Genomic DNA, 22,564 nt, shown 5'->3' with positions numbered 1-22,564 from the left:
AGTTTGACTGTCACCCTATTCTTACTGAAGCGTATTCAAAACCCAAAGCAAGCACACCGCAAACCACAAGCAATCTTAAACAAAATCAAACTAAGCAGCGTCGATGATGCCTACCCCGCATTAATTAAATTGGCACAACAGCATCAAAGCTCAATCGCGGAGATAAAGTCAGCTTTACCTGAAGAGACTATGCAATATTTGAATAGTATTGAAGCTCAATACTATAGCGGAGATTCAAAGGTAGAATGCTCGTTAGCAAATGCCCAGTTGGTTGTGGATTGCGTGCAGAAAATTATTGTTCAAAGTAAACAAACACAAGATAAAGCAAAGCTATCAATTTACCCTAGTGGCTAAGGTTGGCGGAATGTCTATGGCGTAAGTGTTCACTGTAATTCGACCCTATCACCATGACTTGGAGGAGTCGAGGTTACGATAAACACCAAATCACCTTCATGCTGATTACTTAATTGGTGCTTTGCACCTGCCGGAATATGAATACCCTGTTGAGAACTAACAGTAAATATTTTACCTTCTAGTTCCATACTTGCAACGCCAGTCAAAATGTAAAAAAACTGCTCTGCTTGAGTATGATAGTGCCTAACTTCGGAGCAACCCGTAGGAACTCGCTCTTGAATTACACTCAAATTTTTAGATTTGACGAGATGCCAACCATCACAGTTGTCTCCCTAAGTGTAATGTTCTGCTGATTTACTGCAAATTACGGGCACTTTCGCTCCTTAGAAGTCTTAGACGCCTAATGTTTTAGTAACGACTGCTTCCCTTATTAATTATGTAAGCGTAAATGAGCCAAATTTTGTGAAACGTATTTCTAAGCCGGCAAATCACAGTTAAAGAGCCTGGTAAAATTAAACCCCGCTTTCCTTTTAACTATTGTATTTAGTTAATCGATTTTTTCCATTAACTCAATTCTATTTCCAAAAGGATCTCTAATATCGAAACGTAAAAAACCTTCTATCTGAGTATTTTCAAAAATATCAATTCCAATTTTATCGAACCTAGCTCTACAAGCATCTAAACTTTCAACATTGAACGCCACATGTGCTTTTGAGCTTAAACGGCTATCATTTTCCTCGCAACCGATGTGCAGTTGCAGAGCACCTACCTTAAACCAAACACCGCCATTTTCATTTAATACTGCGGGCTTATCCAATTCGACTAACCCTAAAATGCCACTATAAAACTTTCGAGCCTGCTCTTCTGCACCAAAAGGAATCGTGACTTGAACATGGTTGATACTTTTAATCATAAGTTACCTTTAATGCTAATCGCATAGCTAAACTTTAAGATTCATTCGGGCCCAGATGTTCAGTGATTATCTGCCACTTTCCGTTGTTTTTTATAAGCACTGATGTACCTCTGCCTCCACCTGAACATAATTCCCCGTCAATTATTCCTTTCCAGTTAAAATTGAGCAAGCAGACGGCTTCCGTATTCGAAATATAAGCCCAGTGGACATTAGAAATCTTATACTTTTCATCAATAATTAGTGCAAAATTTCTTTCAAAAGCCGATTTAACTTCCTGCAAGCCTTTATAGGTACCATCTGAAAAAGTAACGCAAACATCTTGATGCATTAAAGGTTCAATAGATGCCCAACTCTGACTTGCTATTGCCAACTCATATTTCTGTAGTGCTTCCTGCGGTGTCAATTCTATTACCTCATAACAGTTTTTTGGTCTGTCAATTCAAAAGGCTCAATTTTAGTACCCTGATGGAAAAACATTTTCCAGCCATCATCAAACTTTTTCCAAAAGCTACTGCGCCGAGAATAAGTACCCGTTGCACTCTCTGAACTTTTGTTGAATGTTCTGTATATTACCTGACAAATCTCTTCACTTATTTGCGAAAACTCAAAATCTTGTGCGGTCGCACTCCATGACTCTTCAGTAGGTAAGCGTTCTAATACATTATCCAACCCGAAATATGCACCTGACGCACCAATTTCCTTAAAATCCGGACTAATACGTTTTAAAAGCTCGAGTTTTGAATGTCGAACTTCAAAGGTAAGTAGTGATTTCTCTAAATCAATTATTTTAGATTTAAGATTCATAAAGGTCTTCAATGCTCCTTATTTTTACGAGTTTAGCAATCTTGCAGTTTAACGCGTACTCACATTCCGCCCAAATACCAATCCAAACGAAACATGGGAAACAATCAGCATCGCGATGGGCCAATAAATAGAAACAACCGATACCCATAAGACCACTATGGCAACAACATGGGCAGCTAGTAAAAAGTACCAAAAACTAAAGCCTATAAAACCTAAAAAACGTCCATGTTTCTGCTTAAAGTTTGTAACGCCAAAGCCCCAAGCAAAGAGTGTCCATGCTATGAGCCACATAAATACCATGGTAAATAAAATATTGAGTGCTATTTCAGTCCACTGCATCTAATTCCCTTAGAGTTGACCATTTAATTTTCAAATCAGTTAATAGTTAATTGCGAGTTTTTCCAGAGTACTGCTTTGGCTTCGTGTTCTTTGATGAATGAGTTTTTATGGTTGCCATAGGCAGTAATATCGTTATTGCATAAAGAGGCGGCTTCTTGCTTTATTCGTCCATACTCAGCGGCTATTTCGGGAAACGCTCTTAAATAATCTCGAAACGCTAAATGCCTTATCGCACTCTCTGTGCCTTTTGTAAAAGCATGAACTTGGTGGCTACGTTGTATGCCACCTTTTTGAAAATAGCGCCGGCCAGGGATACCGAACTCTCCTTTCACCAAGTAACCTAAGGCTGCCATCTGGTGCGACTCGGAATCTAAAACCGACAAATCTTGTACTTCAATTAACATGTCAATAATCGGCTTAGCGCATAAGCCCACCACTGAAGTGCTACCAATGTGATGAATAGCGGTTATATTATTGGTATCAAGAAGAGATTCTATTCGCTGTCTTTCCCGCTCATAGCTGGTTACCCACTCAGTTTGGTAATCAACTACCTCTATAATTCGCTGAATCATATTCCCATTTTTCATTATCGTTAAAGTCGTCTTTTAACCGACTGCTGTCCTATAGTTAGAAGCGGCCCATTGCTTGAAATTCGGATATTTGAAACATAGATGTTTCAATCAAGCCCCCATGGATGGGTTTATGGCGACCGAAATTTCAAGCACTGGGCCGCTGAACCGAGAGTAAAGTGTAAAATACTTATGGGGCTATATTGTCTTTTAACCAGCCATTTTTAACGGCTAAATCAATCTGAGTTAACATCCACACGTGTATTTCCGGTGCTAGCTCAGCTATAAACTCATTGTGATTCAGCACCATCGTTTTAGTTACGCCCTGCTCTTGCCAAGTCAGGCCACGGCTTTGAATATTCAGAATAAAAGGTAGTAGTTTATCGAATACCTTAAGCCATCGGCTCTCTTCGGTTTCGCCATCTTCATATTCCTGCCATAAGGCTTTTGCTTCAGTGCCTATACCAGGAAAGCGAGATTCAAACTCAGACATATACTGCAGTTCTTTTTCATACTGTGCATCGGTCACGAAGTAAGCGCTTACGTCACCTGCTCCAATTTCACAAATATCATGGCACAGTGCCATTCTAATAATTTTATTTATATCCACCGTTTTTGGCAAAAACTTAGCGAAGCCCATTATCGTGAGCGCTAAATGCCAGCTATGCTCAGCTGAATTCTCTCTTCTCGACGTATCAGAAATATATGATTTTCGATAAACCGATTTGAGTTTATCCAGTTCTAATGCAAGCTCTGCAATTTGTTCCATTTTATTCGTTCCTAGCCTAACCGGCGCTGTCGTCCAATTTCAAATAAACAAACCCCAGCGGCAACCGATACGTTTAAACTACTGACATCACCTGCCATGGGAATATTAACTAGACCATCGCACAAGTCTCTTGTTAATCGACGCATGCCTTTACCTTCTGCGCCCATAACTAAGGCAACCGGTCCGGTTAGTTTGGTTTGATAAATTGAGCCCGTTGCTTCGCCAGCGGTGCCGTAAACCCAAATGCCTCGTGCTTTTAGTTGCTCTATGGTTCGGGCTAGGTTGGTGACAGCATAAAAAGGAACTGTATCTGCAGCGCCACTGGCAATATTAACGGCTGTTGGTGTTAAGGTTGCTGATTTATCTTTAGGGACAATTAGGCCTTGTGCACCAGCGGCATCGCAAGTTCGAAGGCAGGCGCCAATATTATGTGGATCGGTGACACCATCGAGTATCAATAACAATGCATCGCTTTCGAGGTTATCGAGCATGGCTTCTAAATCGTTTTCTTTTAGAACCGGGGCCGCTAATGTTTGAACTAACACGCCTTGATGGCGAGCTTCGCGCAATTCGTTTTTTTGAATAATCCGATCAAAGTCTTCTTTACTGGCAAGACGAAACTTAACACCCTGCTCATTACAGGCATCGAGAATTTTACCCATACGTGCGTCTTGTCGACCTTTAAGGATGACGACTTCTTTGATTCGATCCGGATTTTGTTCTAAGGCACTGTGCGTGGCATGTAAACCAAACACCCACATAGATTCAGACATGACATGCTCCAATTCACTGCTAAACTAATTAAATATGACAAAAAATGACCGATGGAGCCAGTCATGATTGAACGTAAGTATCACCGTATTTCTTTAAATGCCAACGTTCTCATAACCGACACACAAGGAAAGGGTATTATGTGCCACTGCGTTGAGTTTTCGGACGATGGCATTGACCTTGAACCTTTACAGCTGAACTTAGTTCACATGAGCGATCTTTTTCATGCAGGTCAAATTGTGACTATACAGGTTCAAGGTATTGACGCCGCTCCGACCCTCAAAGCGGCCATCATTCGTGCTTCTGTTAATTTTTTAAGCTTGCGCTTTATTGGCACAAGTTAACGTTTTTTCTTACCTGTCTTTTTCGCTTTGCCTTTTTTAGGCTTTTTCGATTTCTCAGCAGTCGCCTTGCCTTTCGCAGCTTTGGCCTTGCGAGGTGCAGCTGCCTTACCTTTGCCTGGGTTGTTTTTACTGCGAGGTTTACGACTGGTATGATTGTCATCACCATCGGCCAGTTCAAAATCTATCTTCCGCTCGTCTAAGTCAACACGCGCAACACGGATTTTAATTCGATCACCTAAGCCATAAACCGTACGCGTACGTTCCCCTACCAAACGGTGAGTCGCCGGATGATGCTGGTAGTAATCACTACGCAAACTAGAAATATGCACCAGCCCATCAACAAACACATCATCAAGCTGCACAAATAAACCAAAGTTGGCTACCGATGAGATATTGCCGTCAAACTCATCGCCAATATGATCGCTCATATATTCACACTTCAACCAGGCAATGACATCCCAAGTTGCTTCATCGGCGCGGCGCTCTGTCATTGAACAATGCTCACCTAACTCAAACATCATTTTCAAGTCATACGGATAAATTTTCTTAGCCGGAATGTCTTTTGCACCAGCCACTCGCTTCACTATATTAGTTTTGCGAGGGCTACGAATAACCGACCGAATTGCGCGATGCACGAGAAGGTCTGGGTAGCGTCGAATCGGCGAGGTAAAGTGTGCATACTTTTCAAACGCGAGCCCAAAGTGGCCTAAGTTATCGGGTTGATAAACAGCTTGCGCCATTGAACGCAACATAACCGTTTGCAATAGCAAAAAGTCATCTCTGTCTTTAATTTGCTGTAATAACCGTTGGTAATCTTTCGCGTGCGGCTTTAAACCGCCACCCACTTCTAAGCCCTGCTCACCCATGTATTGGCGTAAATTGTCGAGCCGTTCAAAACTGGGTACATCGTGCACACGATATAAACACGGAATCTCAAGCGTTTCTAAAAAAGTGGCGGCTGATACGTTGGCGGCCAACATACACTCTTCGATTAGCTTATGTGCTTCGTTACGTTCGGTGGCAACAATGCGATCTATTTTGCGTTCTTCGTTGAAAATAATTCGCGGCTCTTTGGTTTCAAAGTCAATACTGCCACGTGCGCGGCGAGCGAGTTTGAACTTTTTATAGAGGCCATAAATTGCATCAATGTTTGCGAGCACGGATGCACCATGCGCTTCAGAAAAAGTTTCTCGAACCGTACCACTTTCATTCTCAATAACTTCGCTCACTTGGGTGTAGGTGAGACGTGCATGAGAGTGGATCACCGCTTCCATAAACTGAAATTGTTCCACAACGCCTTTGTCATTGACTAGCATTTCACACACAAGTGAAAGGCGGTCTGTTTTCGGCATTAAGGAGCAAAGACCGTTTGATAATATTTCCGGTAGCATCGGTATAACCCGCTCAGGGAAATAAACCGATGTACCACGACTACGTGCTTCGTGATCTAGAGGTGTATCAACACCGACATAGTGTGATACATCGGCAATGGCTACATATAAATAAGTCTTTGCGTTGCCTGCTTCTTGTGCGAATACGGCATCGTCAAAATCACGTGCGTCTTCACCGTCGATGGTTACAAACGCTTTTTCACGTAGATCAACACGGAATGCTTTATCTGCATCATCTACTTTGTCAGTAAAGTCGACAATTTGTTCTTGCACTTCATACGACCATTCATTCGGAATATCGTAGGTTTGCATGGCGATATCAATTTCCATACCCGGAGCCATGTGCTCACCGAGTATTTTAGTGACACGTCCTATAGGCTGCTTTCGAAACTCAGGTTGGTCGATAATTTCGACGACGACAATATCGCCATCGCTTGCTGCCACTGAGTCTTTTTGTGGAATTAAAATATCTTGTGAAATACGACGGTTTTCAGGTCGCACAACACCAAAGCCACCTTCCCAATGAAAACGCCCCACCAACTCTTGCGTATTTCGCTCTAAAACTTCAGTAATAGTGCCCTCAATACGGCCACGATGATCTTTCCGACCCTTGCGAGCTAGAACAACATCACCATCAAAGCAACAACGCATTTGCCGATGATTCAGCACCAAATCATCACCGCCTGCATCTGGCTTTAAAAACCCGAAACCATCTGCGTGACCTATTACCTTGCCTCGGACCAAGTCCATTTTATCAATCAAGCCAAACGCACCACGGCGGGAACACAGTAGCTGCCCATCTCGAACCATAGCGATCAATCGCCGTCGCAAGGCCTCGATATCGTCTTCAGTGGTTAAATTTAATTCGTCGCTTAGTTCAGCGTGTGAGGCAGGGCCATTACGCTTTTCAAGGTGTGTGGTGATGAATTCACGGCTAGGAATGGGGTTTTGGTATTTTTCAGCTTCCCTTTTAATATGAGGGTCAGCATTAGGTTGAGGTTTTTTCACGGGTTCCTTCGTTCTTTATTATCATTATGACCTTGAGTATAGCGGGTGTATGACGATAACAATAGTTTTCTAGCAGGGAATTTACCCCAGTAAAAGTGGTTACTGGGGTAATGAGGTTCTACATTTCGAAAGAGTGCTTTAGAACAATGGTTTCAACACGGTCGGGGCCGGTTGAGACGATGTCGATTCGCGCGCCAATTGCCTTTTCAATGTATTCGATATAAGCACGGGCATTGGTTGGTAGCTCGGCTAACGATTTTGCACCGAAGGTGCTGTCTGACCAGCCTGGCAATTCTTCATAAACAGGCGTTACCGCATCAAACGCTTCCGAAGATTCTGGCCACTCGACTGCCTTACCTTGGGCATCTTCGTATCCTACGCATACTTTGACTACTTCTAAACCGTCTAAGACGTCTAACTTAGTCAGGCAGATTGCGTTGATTGAGTTGATACGAATACTGTGCTTAACCAATACAGCATCAAACCAACCACAACGACGAGCACGACCAGTGGTTGTGCCCACTTCTCCACCTTTCTCGGCCAGATATTTACCAGTGTCGTCAAATAATTCTGTTGGGAACGGCCCAGCACCTACACGAGTTGTGTACGCCTTGGTAATACCCATGATCTGATCTAAATACAATGGGCCCACACCAGAGCCCGTGGCTACACCACCTGCGGTCGTATTCGATGAGGTTACAAATGGGTAGGTACCGTGATCGATATCAAGCAGGGAGCCTTGAGCGCCTTCAAACATGATGTTCCCAGAGGCTTCGCGGATTTTATGGATTTCGCTCACTGAGTTAATCGTAATATCTCTGATTGACTCTGCTTCAGCGATCACTTCAGCAATACATGCATCAATGTCCACTTTTGGCGCATTGTAGTAATTTTCTAAGATAAAGTTGTGGTATTCCAATATTTCGGTCACTTTTTCTTTGAAACCAGGTGAAAATACATCACCTAAACGCACGCCTCGACGGCTTACTTTATCTTCATAAGCGGGGCCAATTCCTCGACCCGTGGTGCCAATTTTATTCTCGCCACGCTTAGTTTCACGAGCTTGGTCTAACGCAACATGAATAGGCAAAATAAGTGGGCAGCCATTAGAAACTCTTAGGCGCTCACGAACTGGAACGCCCTTTTCTTCTAGCATTGCCATTTCTTTCAACAAGGCGGTAATGGACAATACAACGCCGTTACCAATTATGCATTTCACACCTTCGCGCATGACACCGGAAGGGATTAAATGCAAAGCGGTTTTAACACCGTCGATCACGATAGTGTGGCCGGCATTGTGACCGCCCTGAAAACGCACAACTGCATCCGCGTTCTCGGTTAATAAATCGACAATCTTACCTTTACCTTCATCACCCCATTGGGTGCCCAATACAACGACGTTTTTACCCATCTTAGTTATGCCCATTTTGAGAAATCAATTGAACTGTCCATTGGCCATTTTCATTGACCAACGCTCGATCACACCCAAGCTCTTCAACTTGAGTTTGTTCTGGAAATAATTGAATCACGCGCTCACCTTGTTGACGTAATTGTGTAATTGCGGCTATCAAATCTACATCATTGCTCACAGGCGCTAGAATGGCAGCTTTTTCAGACCAATCTGTCGCGGTCAACTTTGCCAACACTTTCAAGTCACTTGAAAAGCCAGTCGCTGGTCGAGAGCGCCCGAAAACACTGCCGGTATCATCATAGCGACCGCCACGTGCAATGGGTTGACCAAAACCAGGAACAAAGGCAGAGAACACTAAGCCAGTGTGATAGTTGTAATCACGTAACTCTGCTAGGTCGGCATGCACATTCACTTCTGGGAAACGCTCATTGAGAACATTCGCGACCATCACTAACGAATCAAAGGCATCATTGAGCTCTTCAGGTGCTAGATTGAACTGCGCCTTCCAGCTCGTTAACTGAGCGACATTACCCGCCATTTTGGGCAGCGAAATAAACCATTGCTTTTGATGCTCTGGCAAACTAGATGCTTCAAGCCAAGCGGTTAACTCCGGTAAGGCTCGCGATCGCAGCAACGAGAACAGCTCTGCTTTTAGGTCTTTACTCAGCTCGGTTTTTTCAACCAATGCTTGGTAGATGCCAACATGACCGAGGTCGAGCGTAATGTCTTTCAAGCCGGCTTTTTCTAACGACGTTAGCATTAAAGAGGCTATTTCAATTTCGCTGTCTAATTCAGAATAACCATAAAGCTCAGCACCAATTTGCAGTGGGCTGCGGCTAGATAATAGATGGATAGGTTTGGTGTGCAACACTTCGCCATAGTAACAATAACGAGCAACGCCCAATTTAGGTATTGAGTGGGCATCCATTCGTGCGACTTGTTGTGTTCGATCCGTGCTAATACCCATTAAACGACCGCTTAACTGATCGGTGATTTTAAAGGTGAGCAAATCTAGGTCGTGTCCGACTCCGGTAAGTAAGGATTCTAAATATTCTGCGATTGGTGGTTGCAGTAAATCGTAACCCCAAACTCGGTATTCATCGAGTAGAGTTCGGCGTAAAGCCTCTATACGAGCGGCTTCCGGGGGTAGTATCTCTTCAATACCGTCTGGTAGTAACCAGCGTTCTGCGATGGTCATGCTACGCATTGTCCCATGGTTGATAAAATTAAGGCACAAAAAAACCGGGCGACTGGCCCGGTTGCAAGATTATACACGTGGTTCCATTTGAAACCAGTGAATTTTAGCTAGTTTCCGCTTTGATTGTTCAAGTAACGGAAGAAGTCGCTCTCTGGCTCAAGAACCAAGATATCTTTTCCACCATTAAAGGAATTACGGTACGCACTTAAGCTTCGATAAAATGCATAGAATTCCTCGTCTTGGCTATAAGCTCTCGCATAAATAGCCGCAGCTTCAGCATCACCAGAACCCTTAATTTGCTCAGATTCACGGAATGCGTTAGCCAACTCAATGGTTCGAGTCTGATCTGCCGTTGCCTGAATAATTTCAGCCTGACGCTGACCTTCAGAGCGGAACTTTCGAGCTTCCTGTTCACGATCCGAACGCATACGACGGAAAACGTCTGCTGACACTTCCTGAGGCAAGTCAATCGCTTTAACGCGAATATCAATAACTTCAATACCCAATTGAGATTTAGCAACGGTATTAACTTTCTCTAACACGTTCTGCATCAATATATCTCGTTGACCGTAATCAGAATCGATATTATTGGCATCTGGTAAGGCTTCATCATTTCTTAAGCCGGTCACTACTTCACGAAGTGACTTATCACCAAAGGCATCACGCAGGGCTGCGTTGACACGAGAACCTAACACTTGGTTAGCGCGGAAGTAATCACCACCACTGTTGGCTGTATAGAACATTGAAGTATCACTGATACGCCATTGAACGTAAGAGTCTACTTCTAGACTTTTCTGCTCACTGGTAATGAAGCGCTCTGATTGAGAATCAAGAGTGATCAAGCGTATATCGAAGCGCTTAATTTCATCAATAAGTGGCATTTTAAAATGCAACCCAGGCTCAATACCTGACTCAACGACTTCACTGAAACGTAAACGAATCGCGCTTTCACGCTCGTCGACTATATATAAACTGCTTAAACCACCAATAATAACCAAGGCTAAAACGATGATTGCTAAAGAACTTTTACCATTCATGTTTGAACTCCTTATTGGTTATTTCGGCGATTGATTTCGCGCAAAATTTGATCAGTTAGATCACTAACATCAGTCTGACTCATATTACTCACACTACTCGTGCTTGATCCACCAGATGTAAGACTGTTAGCAGCTGCTGCTGTTTGACCTTTAAGTAGCTGATCTAAAGGCAAATACATCATGTTGTTACCACCTTCTACATCCATCAACACCTTACTGCTGTTGGCGTAGATACCTTCAAGTGTATCTAAGTACAAACGCTGACGAGTAATCTCAGGTGCTTTGTTGTACTCCGCGTATAAAGCTGAGAAACGATCCGCTTCACCCGTTGCACGTGCAATGACTTCCTGACGAAATGCTTCGGCTTCCGCAATTTGACGAGCCGCCTGGCCTTGAGCAACCGGTACAATACCGTTCGCATAAGTTTGAGCTTCGTTCACTAATCGCTGCTGATCTTCTCGCGCTTTAATGACATCATCGAACGCATCTTGAACCGCACTTGGAGGCGATGCATCGGTAATTTTCAATTCTGCGAGTGTAATACCAACATCATAAGCATCGAGATAGTCTTGCAAACGATCCTTAACTAACGCTTGTACTTGATCACGACCTGTCGTTAAGATTTGCTCTAAACGTGCCGAACCGACTACGTGACGCAACGCAGATTCTGCAGCATGAGTCATCGTAGACTCAGGATCACGCACGTTCAATGCATAACTCTGTGCATCTGCGGCTAAATATTCCACCGTCATTGAGACCGTCACGATGTTTTCATCGGCTGTTAGCATTGAGTTTTGCAAGCTGTGCTCTCGAATCTGAGTCACGTTCACTTTGCTCGCTATTTGATCAACATATGGGATTTTAAACTGCAAACCCGGTGTTTCAACACGCGAGAATTCACCTAAACGCAATACAACAGCACGCTCAGATTCGTCGACGGTGTAAACTGAATTAAAGCCAGTAAACACTAAGGCGCCGACAACCAATATTGCAAGCACTGGTCCCATACCGCTACCACCGGAGGTATTTTTACCATCGCCTCCTTTACCGCCACTACCACCGCCAAACCATTTGTTTAGCTTTTGGTTAATATCTTTGATGATATCGTCTAGTTCTGGTGGGCCGTCATTCTTTTTATTACGATCTCGGTTACCCCAAGGGTCCTGATCGTTATTGCCACCTGGTGGTTCATTCCACGCCATGGTTAACTCCGTTAGTTAATAGTCAGTTTAATATTATACGTCTACCCCGATGCTTTAGATGGTTTATCTAAATCACCCTATTAGAAGAACAGCCCTATTTTTCAAAAAACTCTTTTTCTCGTGCAACACCAAAACGTTCTTCAGATAAATGATGACGTTTAAGCAATTGCTTAAAATCTTTCTTTTGCATGCGGATATCAATCACCGCATTTCCGACATCGTCGTAGCTTTCGGCTAAAACTGCGTTGTACTCATGCAACGCCGCTCGCAGTGCTAACTCATGTGGCTCCAAGGTAATTGACTGCGCAATAACATCATCGCCCAATAACTCACCTATGGCTCCCAATACTAATGACGTACCCTGACCGGTCTTGGCAGATACCCAGACACGGACTGGCTTACCTTCATCATTGCGCTCGATGGCAGGCTCAAAGTTGTCCAACATATCAATCTTGTTGAAAACTTCCAAGCGCGGAACATCAGAAGAGCCAATTTCGTCCAAAACAAGCTCAACTTGCTCAATATTAGCGAGTCGATCCTCATCCGCACAATCAACAACATGCAACAATAAGTCGGCTTCTGCTGTTTCTTGCAGGGTCGATTTAAAAGCTTCTACTAGTTTATGGGGGAGGTGTCGGATAAAACCAACCGTATCGGCCAAAACAATTTCACCCATATCAGGTATATCTAAGCGCCTCAATGTTGGGTCAAGCGTTGCAAACAGCTGGTTTGCGGCGTATACGTCGGCATCTGTCAAGTGATTGAAAAGAGTCGATTTGCCCGCGTTGGTATAGCCAACTAACGATACAGTTGCGATATCTGATCGAACTCGCGCACGCCGGCTTTGATTTCGCTGGCGTTGCACTTTTTCTAATTTTTTATTGATCGTCGAAACCCGGATACTCAGCAATCGTCTATCTGATTCTAGCTGTGTTTCACCCGTTCCCTTTAAGCCAATCCCCCCTTTTTGTCGGTCAAGGTGAGTCCAGCCTCTAACCAAGCGGGTGCTTTGATGCTGAATTTGGGCAAGCTCAACTTGCAGCTTACCTTCATGGGTACGCGCTCTTTGCGCAAAAATATCTAAAATAAGCCCAGTACGATCAACGACCCGTGCTTCAATGATTTCTTCAATATTTCGCTCTTGCGATGGGCTTAATGCGTGGTTAAACAACACGACATCGGCTTCAAGGGCAATTACGGCCTCTCGAATTTCTTCTAACTTGCCGGTTCCCACAAAGTATTTTGGGTCGGGAGTAGTACGCACGCCACGAATGTAAGTGACAGGGTCTGCTCCCGCCGAAACGACTAATTCTTCAAATTCAACGGGATCTTCACGATGTTCTGACTCGGGAAAATCTACGTGAACTAATACGGCTCGTTTACCGCCTTCTACACGTTCAAAAAACAATCACAAACTCCGATGCCCGGTCATGCCGGGCTAAGAGAAAAATAAACAACGCCTGCTTTATTCGACGGTTGCTTCTTCGCCATCTAGCGATACTTTGACATTGCGCGCTGGCACAACGGTCGAGATCGCATGTTTATATACCATTTGGCTAACAGTATTACGCAGAAGAATTACAAATTGGTCAAAGCTTTCGATTTGACCTTGCAATTTGATTCCGTTCACTAAAAAGATGGAAACAGGAATACGCTCTTTGCGAAGTGCGTTTAGGAAAGGGTCTTGTAGAGACTGCCCTTTTGACATGGTGTGCTCCTTTTAATATGAAGGATGTAATTATCGGCTACTTCTAAAACATAATTATGCAATTGAATGCTCCAGCGTGCCTATGAATGATTAAAACACCATTTCAGGCAACATAAAGTCTGGATTAGCCGCACTCGTAATATTCTGAAATGAATTCTAGTTGATTTTCACGAAGGAGTGGTAGTTATATACAGTTTATTTAACCATTTTAGTTAAAGATGATGACTTATGGCAGTTAGCGCCTTCAAAACTCGCTTTTATTAGGTTCTAATTTAGACAAACTTGACTTCAAAGCTCATTTTTGAGAATTTGTTCTGCATACGTATCAGACGAGCCAGTTGTTGTATCGAAAACGGTTAAATTAGGCCAACCTCGCAACCAAGTTAACTGCCGCTTTGCTAGCTGCCGGGTTGCAATCACTCCACGCTCAATCATCTCATCAAAACTCAACTCGCCTTCAAAGTATTGCCACATTTGCCGATAGCCTACACAACGCATTGACGGTAAATCGAGGTGCAAGTCGCCGCGATCATAGAGCGCCCGTACTTCTTGTTCGAAACCTTGGTCAATCATTTGCTGAAAGCGCAAAGCAATTCGCTGGTGTAGCACTTTTCGGTCATTGGGTATCACGGCAAACTGCTTTAATCGATAAGGAAAGTCAGTCACGGCTGCTTGCGCCAAAGATCCTTTGCCGTCATGAACACCTTTTGCCCAAAAACTAGAAATAGGTTTACCGGTAATGCGGAACACTTCGAGCGCGCGCTGCACACGTTGTGGATTCTTTTGGTCAATTTTTGCAAAAGCAATTGGATCATTTTGCTCTAATTCAACGAGCAAGGGTATTAACCCTTTCGTTTCAAAAGTTGTCTGCAGCTGCTTGCGAATACTTTCATCGCCAGGTGGTAAGTCAGCCATCGGCTCGACCAGCGTTTTGAAGTAAAGCATGGTGCCGCCAGTTAACAAGGGAGTATTGCCTCGACTGGTAATTTCAGCCATGACTTTTAATGCATCTTTGCGAAACTCTACTGCTGAATAGCTTTCTGCAGGGTCACGAATATCAATCAGGTGGTGCGGGGCGCGAGCAAGCGTTTGTGCATCAGGTTTTGCAGCACCAATATCCATGCCTTTAAAAACCTGCGCTGAATCGACAGAGATAATTTCACACTGACCCTGCTCAACTAGCGATAAAGCAAGGTCTGTCTTACCGGCGGCGGTCGGACCCATCAAAAAAATAGCGCTTGGCTTAGTCAATCTAGCGGCCTCTCATAAACAGCTTATCAAGCTCAGACATATTCAACTGCGTCCACGTTGGTCGGCCATGATTACATTGACCGCTGCGCTCGGTACGCTCCATATCTCTCAACAATCCGTTCATTTCAGGAATAGTTAGCTTTCTGTTTGCTCGCACTGAACCGTGACAAGCCATACTCGATAATATTTCATTGCGATGTGCAATGACACCGTCAGAACTCTCGTGTGCAATAAAGTCGGCCAATAAACTTCGAACCAAGGGATCGACATCGGCTTGCTGTAAATACACAGGAACTTGGCGAACAATCAAGGTTTCGGGAGAAATACGTGCAGCATCAATACCAAACTGCTTAAGTAGTTCGTTAAACTCTTCTGCAGCATCCGCCTCGCGCTCGCTCACAGAAACCTTCAACGGTACCAACATAGGCTGGGTTTGCACGCCTTGTTCATCGTATTGGCGTTTGAGCCGCTCATAGGTAATACGTTCGTGGGCTGCGTGCATATCAACCAGTATTAAGCCTTGCTCACTTTGCGATAATATAAACACCCCGTGCAATTGCGCTAAGGCAAAGCCCAGAGGTGGAATGTCTTTGTTTTCTGTCTCTGGTAGCGCGGCAGCTGAACCTCCGCCTTGGTTTAGAGCTTGAAAAGAATCTGAAGAGCTACCAGATGCAGGCTGCTGCAAGGTTTGATAGAAGGCGACTTGATCTCCAACAGGGGTATTTTCGTTAGCATCGGTTCGATATTGAGAAGGTCCGGTTGGCATCATTAAACTGTGCTGCCCAGCAAACTCTCCAACTTGTTGACCCGTTACTCTTTCGAACGGCTCCGGCTGCCCAGCGATTGCTGGCTGCTCTGGGTTAAGGTCGCCTCCTGGGCGAGCTTGCGCTAAAGCATGATGCAATTGAGAAAACAAGAAATCATGCACTAGACGTTGGTCTCGAAAACGGACTTCGTGCTTGGTTGGGTGCACGTTAACATCGACACCTGAGGAATCTAATTCTAAATACAAGACAAAGCATGGCTGACGACCATGATAAAGCACATCTCGATACGCTTGCTTAACAGCGTGAGCAATAACCTTATCGCGCACGACTCGGCCATTAACAAAGAAATACTGCATGTCAGCCATTGACCGTGAGAATGTTGGCAAGCCGACCCAACCTTGCATTTTCAAACCCGCGCGCTCGGTATCTATAATAAGTGAGTTCTGCATAAACTCAGGCTTCAGCAATTGAGCAATTCTACGTTGCTGTTCGGCTGTTGATGGCGCGGGGCGTAGCGAGTGAATGGTTTTGTTATTGTGCCGCAGTGAAAAAGCGACATCAAAACGAGACAAAGCCTGGCGCTTTATCACTTCTTCTAAGTGATTGAATTCTGTTTTATCGGTGCGTAGAAACTTTCGCCTTGCTGGCGTGTTAAAAAAAAGATCGCGTACTTCAACTGTTGTGCCATCGGTGTGAGCTGCGGGAGTCACCTCACTGTCCATATCACGACCATGACTTTGAACTTGCCAAGCTGTTTCTTGCGCAACGGGCTTACTGGTTAATGTTAAGCGTGACACTGAGGCGACCGATGCTAGGGCTTCACCGCGAAAGCCTAACGAACCTAAAGCTTCTAACTCATCGAGCGAATATACTTTTGAAGTAGCATGGCGAGCTAAAGAAAGCGGCAAATCATCTTTGCCGATACCAGAACCGTTATCACGCACTCGAATCAGTTTAATACCGCCTTGTTCAATTTCGATATCAATACGTGTTGCACCCGCATCTAAGCTGTTCTCGATCAGCTCTTTAACAACAGATGCTGGCCGTTCAACCACTTCACCGGCGGCAATTTGGTTGGCGAGTCGAGGTGATAATACTTGTATATTGCGCTGAGACATGAAAACCCTGTTAGCTTTGCGGCAAGACGAGTACTTGCCCTATTTTAATGGTTGAGCCATTTATTTTATTTAGCGATTTCAGTGCTTGCAATGAAACACCATTACGGACTGCAATAGCCGATAATGTATCGCCTTTGGCAACTACATACTTGCGCACTGCTTGCTTTTGCTGTTGTTGCCAAGCCACCCATGAACCTTCAGGCGGCTGGGATTCAAAGTATCGGACGATGCCATTCGCAATAGCAGTTGCCATTTTTTTTCGATAAGCCGGCGAGCCTAAATTAGCCTCTTCCGTTGGATTACTAATATAACCTGTTTCAACCAAAATCGACGGTACATCTGGTGCACGCAACACCACAAAGTTAGCTTGCCCTGGTGCTCGTCTATTGCCATGTAACTTGGTAAACCGGCCAATTTCATCGAGTACTAACGTACCCACATTCAAACTGCTTTGCATCGTTGCTGTCATTGAAAGGTCGACCAACACTTGCTTTAAAATATCGTCCTTATCTTCCAGGCTTACGCCATTTAAGCCACCAATAACATCAGCAGCGTTTTCTTGGTCGGCTAAATATTGCGCCATTGATGAAGTAGCACCCCCATTTGATAATGCATAGACAGAGGCACCCTGTGCTAGGGAACTGGTAAAGGCATCAGCGTGAATAGACACAAATATATCGGCATTGTTTTTACGGGCGTAATCACGACGATTTTTTAACGCAACAATAAAATCACCATCACGCACGAGCATCGGCTTATAGCCACTTCTGGCTTCTAACTGCTGCGCAATCTCTTTACTAATGGCCAAGACAATATCTTTTTCTCTGGTTTTCTTTGGCCCAATGGCACCAGGGTCTTCACCGCCATGGCCGGCATCAATTACCACGATAATGTCGCGGCGCTGTTGGCTCATTTTCTCTACCGATAGGTTCACGGTTGGCGTTGGAGCTACTTTTTCACCTGTCGATGACAGCACAGGTCGCTCTAAATCAACAACCAAACGATGACCATATTGGTCATTAGGCGGCAAATTAAAGCTTCGTGGTGACATGGCCTCCGTCATATCAAGCACAATTCTTAGATCATTGTTATTGCGCTTTGCACTGCGTATGAGTCGCACACCGGTATCGGTTAAATCAAGATTTTCGATAGAGCCCTTGAGTGATGTTGATTTAACATCAAGAACGATTCGATCAGGGTTTTTTAACACTAGAATTGTGTGTTCTGCTGGCCCTGATAAATCTAACACGAGCCGAGTCACATCGGGTGATGGCCAAATGCGAGCGCCGTCTAGTGTTGTTGCCTGTGCAAACACACTGCAAATACACAACAAGCACACCAGAGTAAAACGTAGAATCATTAAGCCTCCCAGGCTTTTTTTATCGCATTAATTTGCGCTTCGCCACGTTCACTATGGCCTTGCAATTCTATTTGACGGCCATTATTGGCGTCAGTCAAGGTTAAAACTATATCTGGACAAGGTAGCATACCCGCTCCCTTTTCTGGCCATTCAACCAACCAAATAGCATGCTGAGTGTCGTAATCTCTGATCCCAATAAACTCAAGCTCTTCGGGGTCTGCGAGTCGATAGAGATCAAAATGGTATACCAACGTCGTTACCAACTCATAAGGTTCAACCAGAGTATAGGTTGGGCTTTTTACTGAACTAGGCCAGCCCAAACCTTGCACAACACAGCGGCTAAGGGTGGTTTTACCCATGCCCAAGGTGCCATTTAAATACACGATACTGCCCGATTGACACGCTTGACCAATAACACGCCCAAACTCAGCCATAGCTTGTTCTTCAATAGATACCTTCACACGAAACTCTTTTCACTAGTCAAACGCACAACAGTGTATCATTAGTGGTCCTTAATTTAATAAAACCACAGTAAATTTACCGATGTCAGACTCACTGAACACTGCCATGATTGCAACAGATTCCGCATTAACCCTGCCTGAACAGATTCGAGCACTGTCCGAACAGCTTGGTTTTGCCGATATACGTTTCAGCCCAGCACAAGCTAATCAACATTTAGAAAACTATCAGCGCTGGATAGACGCAGGCTTCAACGGCACCATGGCCTGGATGGAACGTAATATCGATAAGCGGTTCGATGCAGGTGAATTACACCCTGGTACTAAAACAGTCATCACCGTTAGAATGGACTATCACCCAAACTGTGAAAATGATTTCGATATACTCAACAACCCAAGCAAGGGCTACATTGCCCGCTATGCACTAGGCCGCGATTACCACAAGGTCATGCGCAAACGCTTAACCCTGCTGGGCAAAGCCATTGAAGAGCTTGCCGGCACGCATGGTTATCGAGCTTTTGTCGACAGCGCACCTGTTATGGAACGTCAGCTTGCCGAACAATCAGGTCTCGGCTGGATAGGTAAAAATACGCTTTTATTGGTACCCGGTGTTGGTAGTTGGTTTTTCTTAGGCGAATTAATGACCGATCTTGATTTACCCTTTGACCCGCCCCTACCAAAAAACCACTGCGGCACATGCAACCAGTGCCTTGTTGACTGCCCAACCGATGCCTTTGTTTCAGAAGGTGTTTTAGATGCCCGAAAATGCATCAGTTATTTAACCATTGAATACGCCGGCAGCATTCCAATGGACTTACGCGCAAAAATTGGCAACCGAATATACGGCTGCGATGACTGCCAGCTGGTTTGCCCGCACAATAACAAAGCACCCGAAACCCAAGAGCCAGATTACGGCAGCCGACATAATTTAGATGATTTAGATTTACTTGAAGCCTTCCAATGGACTGAAGAAGTATTTTTGAAAAAAACAGAAGGCAGTGCAATACGTCGTATTGGCTATGAACAATGGCAACGCAATATCGCCATCGCTTTAGGAAACGGTCAATTATCCACCCAGGTCACCGATGCACTCACGAAACAAAAAGGGCTAGTCTCTGAACTTGTCGATGAACATATAGACTGGGCGCTGAGTCAGCTAAAAGTTAATCATCTAGGCCAGCCTGCCACGAAATAAAAAATAAGTAGTAAGGAGTGCCAACGGGTTTATTTTAATAAGCCTCAGCGAGAGCAATCTCGCTGCGGAGTGACACATGGATGTGCTCGAACGCCTTATTAAAATAAAACCGTTGGTTAATCCGTATCAATCCACTATTTCAGGTGGATGCTCATTAATAAATCTCGCCCAACTCTTCTACCTGAGTCAGATAAACTCGCACATCAAACTCCAATTGATGATAATCAGGCAGCATGTGTTTACAGAGTTGGTAAAAAGCATTGTTATGCTCTTTTTCACGAACATGAGCTAATTCGTGCACTGTAATCATAGCCAAGAAAGCTTCAGGTACCTTTTTGAACAATGTACTAATACGGATTTCATTCTTAGCTTTTAGTTTCCCGCCTTGAACTCGAGATACATAGCTGTGCGTACCCAGAGCATTTTTTACCACATGAATTTTTGGGTCATATATTATTTTACTGATGGGATCGGACTTTTTTAGGTACTGACTTTTTAACCCCATTACATAACCACGCAGTGCTTTATCTGTTGGATAATCATGCACCATTGGGTATTTACTGCGTAAATAACTCGCTAACTGATCTTGCTCCAAAAGCTCGCGAATGCGAGCTTGGACACCATCTGGATAATGTAACAAATACTTCAAGCATCTAACCTTTTAGTTAAGTCATTCAGTTCTTCTTGCCATTGTAATTGCAACTTAGGCTTTTGAAACTTTTCTTTACGGCTACAATCTTCTTCGAGCAAGGTTTCTAGTTCGATAATTCGTTCAAGCATTTTCTCTTCATCGAATTCAAATGGCACTGCTGCATCATTTTTTTCCATTGAAGTCTGCGGACCCTTATTTTCAAGCGTAACATCGCATGGGTTTAGGCTTGAAAAATAATCCTGCAGATCAAATACTTCAATTAACTTCCCTTGATGTATCCACCAATATCGAGTGGCCACGGTTTCAATGAAACGTTGGTCATGACTAGTAAACAGTAGCGTTATAGACTGATCAACTAAACTCGCCTCCAATTCCTCTTTGCCTTGCAAGTCAATATGGTTGGTCGGCTCATCCATCACTAATACATTCGGCTGATCGAGCTGAAAGGTAAGTAACAATAGACGCGCACGCTCACCACCACTAAGAACATTAACTCGCCTATCATGCTCGGCAAAAGGAAAGCCCCAATGAATGAGCGTTTGCTTAATGTCTTCTTCGCTCGCTTTGCATTGCTCACGACACCAATCCATTATTCCAATTGGTTGTTCGAACTGAGCTAACTCTTGATCAAAATATCCAATACTGACGTTCGGATTAAAGCGTGTATGCTGCTGTTCGCCGGCATCCTGTCGGTACACTCGCATTAAATGTTCAATGCAACTAGATTTACCCGCACCATTAATACCGAGCAATACAATTCGATCACCTGGTCGCATGACCATTTCTTGCACTTGAAACAGTTCAATACCCACTGGGTTTCTAACCAGCTCGCTTTCCATGATCAAAACTTGTTTGCTGCGTAGTAAATCTGCATCTACGTTCAAAGATAAGCCCGATCCTTGCGAGACAAAGGTAAAATCTTGCTCTAGTTTTTCGACACGCCGCTCCATGGTTTTAGCTTTGCGGGCTAGATCTTCGTTGTCGTAATCTTTGCCCCATTGGGCTAATCGCTTTGCGCTCTTCTTGAGTTTATTAACTTCACGTTCTTCAGCTTCTCTGCGTTTTTGTGCATCTTCGTCATGCTTACTTAAAGCAACCTTTGCTTTGGTATAGGGCAAATTAAACTGATACAAACGTTGATCACGCAGCCAAAAGGTTTTTGTTGTTACACTGTCCAATAAATCTCGATCATGCGAGATCATCAGGAACCCAGGTGCGTCACTCGATGATAGATATTGCTTAAGGTAAAACATGGCTCTGGAGTCCATGTGGTTACCAGGCTCATCCAGCAGCAATAATTCAGGGTCCTGGACAATGGCTCGAGCAAAGAGAATAAGGTTTTTTTGCCCGCCACTGAGTTGTTTTATCGGTCGTTGCCAAAGACTTTCTGCAAAACCTAGCCGAACTAAAAGTGCTTCAACAATATACTGCTGAGCTAAACGCTCATCCACCGGCAACGCATTTGAAACACAATCGACAACGGCTAATGCAAGAAGCTGTTCAGGTAAAAATTGCTCAACGATACCTATTTTTAATCCACGTTGAATATGAATGCGCCCATCATCAACACTGTGACGACCCAAAATCAAATTTAGTAAAGTAGACTTGCCACAACCATTGTGGCCAACCACACCAACCCGGTCACCGGCATCAATATGGCATGATAAATCAGAGAACAAGGGCTTACTGCCCGCTTGATAGGAAACTTGTAATACAGAAATTAAAGACATGATAAACCTATTTTCACTGCTGCGCGATAACTACAATTGAGCAGAGGTGCTGTAAAAATAGAGTGCTCATTGGCATGGATGCCAATGACAAGCCCCCATGGAAGGGTTCACGGCGTCCCTAGTTTTACAGCACCTCTGCTCAAGTCCCCAAGTAAACGGGTAATTTCTACGGCAGCAATGACCTATACTGAAATATGAATTCAGCACAGACGTAT

Annotated in this window: 24 protein-coding genes; 3 read left to right on the top strand and 21 right to left on the bottom strand. The window is 44.1% G+C overall.

Annotated features, from left to right (window positions below):
• A partial coding sequence (locus ACI882_RS13005) for a hypothetical protein (protein WP_411748510.1) occupies positions 1–354 on the top strand: 354 nt, incomplete at its 5' end.
• Between the two features lie 29 nt (positions 355–383).
• On the opposite strand, the gene ACI882_RS13000 is transcribed toward ACI882_RS13005, so the two are convergent.
• The 8 genes from ACI882_RS13000 to rlmB form a co-directional block, all read right to left on the bottom strand.
• Positions 384–644, bottom strand: coding sequence for a cupin domain-containing protein (locus ACI882_RS13000; protein ID WP_411746296.1), 261 nt, complete (start codon positions 642–644; stop codon positions 384–386).
• Positions 645–901: 257 nt separating this feature from the next.
• Positions 902–1,267, bottom strand: a complete 366-nt coding sequence (locus tag ACI882_RS12995) for a VOC family protein (RefSeq protein WP_411744779.1) — start codon at positions 1,265–1,267, stop codon at positions 902–904.
• A 34-nt stretch (positions 1,268–1,301) separates the two neighbouring features.
• Positions 1,302–1,670 (bottom strand): YybH family protein, encoded by a 369-nt coding sequence (locus ACI882_RS12990; protein ID WP_411746297.1) that lies wholly within the window; start codon positions 1,668–1,670, stop codon positions 1,302–1,304.
• A gap of 5 nt (positions 1,671–1,675) precedes the next feature.
• Positions 1,676–2,071 carry a DUF4440 domain-containing protein gene (locus ACI882_RS12985; RefSeq protein WP_411744781.1) on the bottom strand — a complete coding sequence of 132 codons (396 nt, stop codon included), beginning with the start codon at positions 2,069–2,071 and terminating at the stop codon, positions 1,676–1,678.
• A gap of 48 nt (positions 2,072–2,119) precedes the next feature.
• Positions 2,120–2,410, bottom strand: a complete 291-nt coding sequence (locus ACI882_RS12980) for a hypothetical protein (RefSeq protein ID WP_411744782.1) — start codon at positions 2,408–2,410, stop codon at positions 2,120–2,122.
• Positions 2,411–2,445: 35 nt separating this feature from the next.
• Positions 2,446–2,982 carry a GrpB family protein gene (locus ACI882_RS12975; RefSeq protein ID WP_411744783.1) on the bottom strand — a complete coding sequence of 179 codons (537 nt, stop codon included), beginning with the start codon at positions 2,980–2,982 and terminating at the stop codon, positions 2,446–2,448.
• Positions 2,983–3,169: 187 nt separating this feature from the next.
• The gene (locus tag ACI882_RS12970; RefSeq protein WP_411744784.1) at positions 3,170–3,748 is read right to left on the bottom strand and encodes an HD domain-containing protein; all 579 of its coding nucleotides are present in this window, start codon (positions 3,746–3,748) and stop codon (positions 3,170–3,172) included.
• Between the two features lie 11 nt (positions 3,749–3,759).
• Positions 3,760–4,521 carry a 23S rRNA (guanosine(2251)-2'-O)-methyltransferase RlmB gene (gene rlmB / locus ACI882_RS12965; protein WP_411744785.1) on the bottom strand — a complete coding sequence of 254 codons (762 nt, stop codon included), beginning with the start codon at positions 4,519–4,521 and terminating at the stop codon, positions 3,760–3,762.
• 63 nt (positions 4,522–4,584) lie between these two features.
• On the opposite strand from rlmB, the gene ACI882_RS12960 reads away from it, so the two are divergent.
• Entirely contained in the window at positions 4,585–4,863 is a 279-nt protein-coding gene (locus ACI882_RS12960) for a hypothetical protein (protein ID WP_411744786.1), read from the top strand.
• Here the strand turns inward: ACI882_RS12960 and rnr are convergent.
• The 11 genes from rnr to tsaE form a co-directional block, all read right to left on the bottom strand.
• On the bottom strand, positions 4,860–7,262 hold the full coding sequence (rnr, locus tag ACI882_RS12955; RefSeq protein ID WP_411744787.1) for a ribonuclease R: 2,403 nt from the start codon (positions 7,260–7,262) through the stop codon (positions 4,860–4,862). The genes ACI882_RS12960 and rnr overlap by 4 nt on opposite strands.
• Before the next feature lie 118 nt (positions 7,263–7,380).
• Entirely contained in the window at positions 7,381–8,673 is a 1,293-nt protein-coding gene (locus ACI882_RS12950; RefSeq protein WP_411744793.1) for an adenylosuccinate synthase, read from the bottom strand.
• Position 8,674: 1 nt separating this feature from the next.
• The gene (locus tag ACI882_RS12945) at positions 8,675–9,871 is read right to left on the bottom strand and encodes an ATP phosphoribosyltransferase regulatory subunit (protein ID WP_411744788.1); all 1,197 of its coding nucleotides are present in this window, start codon (positions 9,869–9,871) and stop codon (positions 8,675–8,677) included.
• Between the two features lie 107 nt (positions 9,872–9,978).
• Positions 9,979–10,908 (bottom strand): protease modulator HflC, encoded by a 930-nt coding sequence (gene hflC / locus ACI882_RS12940; RefSeq protein ID WP_411744789.1) that lies wholly within the window; start codon positions 10,906–10,908, stop codon positions 9,979–9,981.
• Positions 10,909–10,919: 11 nt separating this feature from the next.
• Positions 10,920–12,110, bottom strand: a complete 1,191-nt coding sequence (gene hflK, locus ACI882_RS12935; RefSeq protein ID WP_411744790.1) for an FtsH protease activity modulator HflK — start codon at positions 12,108–12,110, stop codon at positions 10,920–10,922.
• 94 nt (positions 12,111–12,204) lie between these two features.
• Positions 12,205–13,518: a ribosome rescue GTPase HflX gene (gene hflX, locus ACI882_RS12930; RefSeq protein ID WP_411744791.1), complete on the bottom strand. Its 1,314-nt coding sequence runs from the start codon at positions 13,516–13,518 to the stop codon at positions 12,205–12,207.
• 57 nt (positions 13,519–13,575) lie between these two features.
• Entirely contained in the window at positions 13,576–13,818 is a 243-nt protein-coding gene (gene hfq, locus ACI882_RS12925) for an RNA chaperone Hfq (RefSeq protein ID WP_411744792.1), read from the bottom strand.
• Positions 13,819–14,106: 288 nt separating this feature from the next.
• Positions 14,107–15,069, bottom strand: coding sequence for a tRNA (adenosine(37)-N6)-dimethylallyltransferase MiaA (miaA, locus tag ACI882_RS12920; RefSeq protein WP_411746298.1), 963 nt, complete (start codon positions 15,067–15,069; stop codon positions 14,107–14,109).
• 1 nt (position 15,070) lies between these two features.
• Entirely contained in the window at positions 15,071–16,954 is a 1,884-nt protein-coding gene (gene mutL / locus ACI882_RS12915) for a DNA mismatch repair endonuclease MutL (RefSeq protein ID WP_411745832.1), read from the bottom strand.
• Between the two features lie 10 nt (positions 16,955–16,964).
• Positions 16,965–18,314 (bottom strand): N-acetylmuramoyl-L-alanine amidase, encoded by a 1,350-nt coding sequence (locus tag ACI882_RS12910; RefSeq protein ID WP_411745833.1) that lies wholly within the window; start codon positions 18,312–18,314, stop codon positions 16,965–16,967.
• A complete protein-coding gene (gene tsaE, locus ACI882_RS12905) occupies positions 18,314–18,775 on the bottom strand; it encodes a tRNA (adenosine(37)-N6)-threonylcarbamoyltransferase complex ATPase subunit type 1 TsaE (RefSeq protein WP_411745834.1) in 462 nt (153 codons plus the stop codon). Before tsaE ends, ACI882_RS12910 begins: the two co-directional genes overlap by 1 nt.
• An 82-nt stretch (positions 18,776–18,857) precedes the next feature.
• Between tsaE and queG the strand changes: the two genes are divergently transcribed.
• Positions 18,858–19,967 carry a tRNA epoxyqueuosine(34) reductase QueG gene (queG, locus tag ACI882_RS12900; RefSeq protein ID WP_411746559.1) on the top strand — a complete coding sequence of 370 codons (1,110 nt, stop codon included), beginning with the start codon at positions 18,858–18,860 and terminating at the stop codon, positions 19,965–19,967.
• Positions 19,968–20,121: 154 nt separating this feature from the next.
• Here the strand turns inward: queG and ACI882_RS12895 are convergent, their stop codons facing one another.
• Together ACI882_RS12895 and ACI882_RS12890 are read right to left on the bottom strand one after the other, a co-directional pair.
• Entirely contained in the window at positions 20,122–20,616 is a 495-nt protein-coding gene (locus tag ACI882_RS12895; protein ID WP_411745134.1) for a YgjP-like metallopeptidase domain-containing protein, read from the bottom strand.
• On the bottom strand, positions 20,613–22,349 hold the full coding sequence (locus ACI882_RS12890; RefSeq protein ID WP_411745135.1) for an ABC-F family ATP-binding cassette domain-containing protein: 1,737 nt from the start codon (positions 22,347–22,349) through the stop codon (positions 20,613–20,615). Before ACI882_RS12890 ends, ACI882_RS12895 begins: the two co-directional genes overlap by 4 nt.
• Between the last annotated feature and the right edge of the window lie 215 nt (positions 22,350–22,564).

This window comes from Reinekea sp. (genome assembly GCF_046710285.1).
In the GTDB taxonomy this organism is placed as follows: domain Bacteria; phylum Pseudomonadota; class Gammaproteobacteria; order Pseudomonadales; family Natronospirillaceae; genus Reinekea.
This window is presented reverse-complemented; position numbering and strand designations above follow the sequence as displayed.

What these genes read in the sequence shown, in the direction of transcription:
- ACI882_RS12995 (WP_411744779.1), bottom strand. Translation starts at nt 1,267, where the DNA reads ATGATTAAAAGTATCAACCATGTTCAAGTCACGATTCCTTTTGGTGCA.
- ACI882_RS12985 (WP_411744781.1), bottom strand. Translation starts at nt 2,071, where the DNA reads ATGAATCTTAAATCTAAAATAATTGATTTAGAGAAATCACTACTTACC.
- ACI882_RS12980 (WP_411744782.1), bottom strand. Translation starts at nt 2,410, where the DNA reads ATGCAGTGGACTGAAATAGCACTCAATATTTTATTTACCATGGTATTT.
- ACI882_RS12975 (WP_411744783.1), bottom strand. Translation starts at nt 2,982, where the DNA reads ATGATTCAGCGAATTATAGAGGTAGTTGATTACCAAACTGAGTGGGTA.
- ACI882_RS12970 (WP_411744784.1), bottom strand. Translation starts at nt 3,748, where the DNA reads ATGGAACAAATTGCAGAGCTTGCATTAGAACTGGATAAACTCAAATCG.
- rlmB (WP_411744785.1), bottom strand. Translation starts at nt 4,521, where the DNA reads ATGTCTGAATCTATGTGGGTGTTTGGTTTACATGCCACGCACAGTGCC.
- ACI882_RS12960 (WP_411744786.1), top strand. Translation starts at nt 4,585, where the DNA reads ATGATTGAACGTAAGTATCACCGTATTTCTTTAAATGCCAACGTTCTC.
- ACI882_RS12950 (WP_411744793.1), bottom strand. Translation starts at nt 8,673, where the DNA reads ATGGGTAAAAACGTCGTTGTATTGGGCACCCAATGGGGTGATGAAGGT.
- ACI882_RS12945 (WP_411744788.1), bottom strand. Translation starts at nt 9,871, where the DNA reads ATGACCATCGCAGAACGCTGGTTACTACCAGACGGTATTGAAGAGATA.
- hflC (WP_411744789.1), bottom strand. Translation starts at nt 10,908, where the DNA reads ATGAATGGTAAAAGTTCTTTAGCAATCATCGTTTTAGCCTTGGTTATT.
- hflK (WP_411744790.1), bottom strand. Translation starts at nt 12,110, where the DNA reads ATGGCGTGGAATGAACCACCAGGTGGCAATAACGATCAGGACCCTTGG.
- hfq (WP_411744792.1), bottom strand. Translation starts at nt 13,818, where the DNA reads ATGTCAAAAGGGCAGTCTCTACAAGACCCTTTCCTAAACGCACTTCGC.
- mutL (WP_411745832.1), bottom strand. Translation starts at nt 16,954, where the DNA reads ATGTCTCAGCGCAATATACAAGTATTATCACCTCGACTCGCCAACCAA.
- ACI882_RS12910 (WP_411745833.1), bottom strand. Translation starts at nt 18,314, where the DNA reads ATGATTCTACGTTTTACTCTGGTGTGCTTGTTGTGTATTTGCAGTGTG.
- queG (WP_411746559.1), top strand. Translation starts at nt 18,858, where the DNA reads ATGTCAGACTCACTGAACACTGCCATGATTGCAACAGATTCCGCATTA.
- ACI882_RS12890 (WP_411745135.1), bottom strand. Translation starts at nt 22,349, where the DNA reads ATGTCTTTAATTTCTGTATTACAAGTTTCCTATCAAGCGGGCAGTAAG.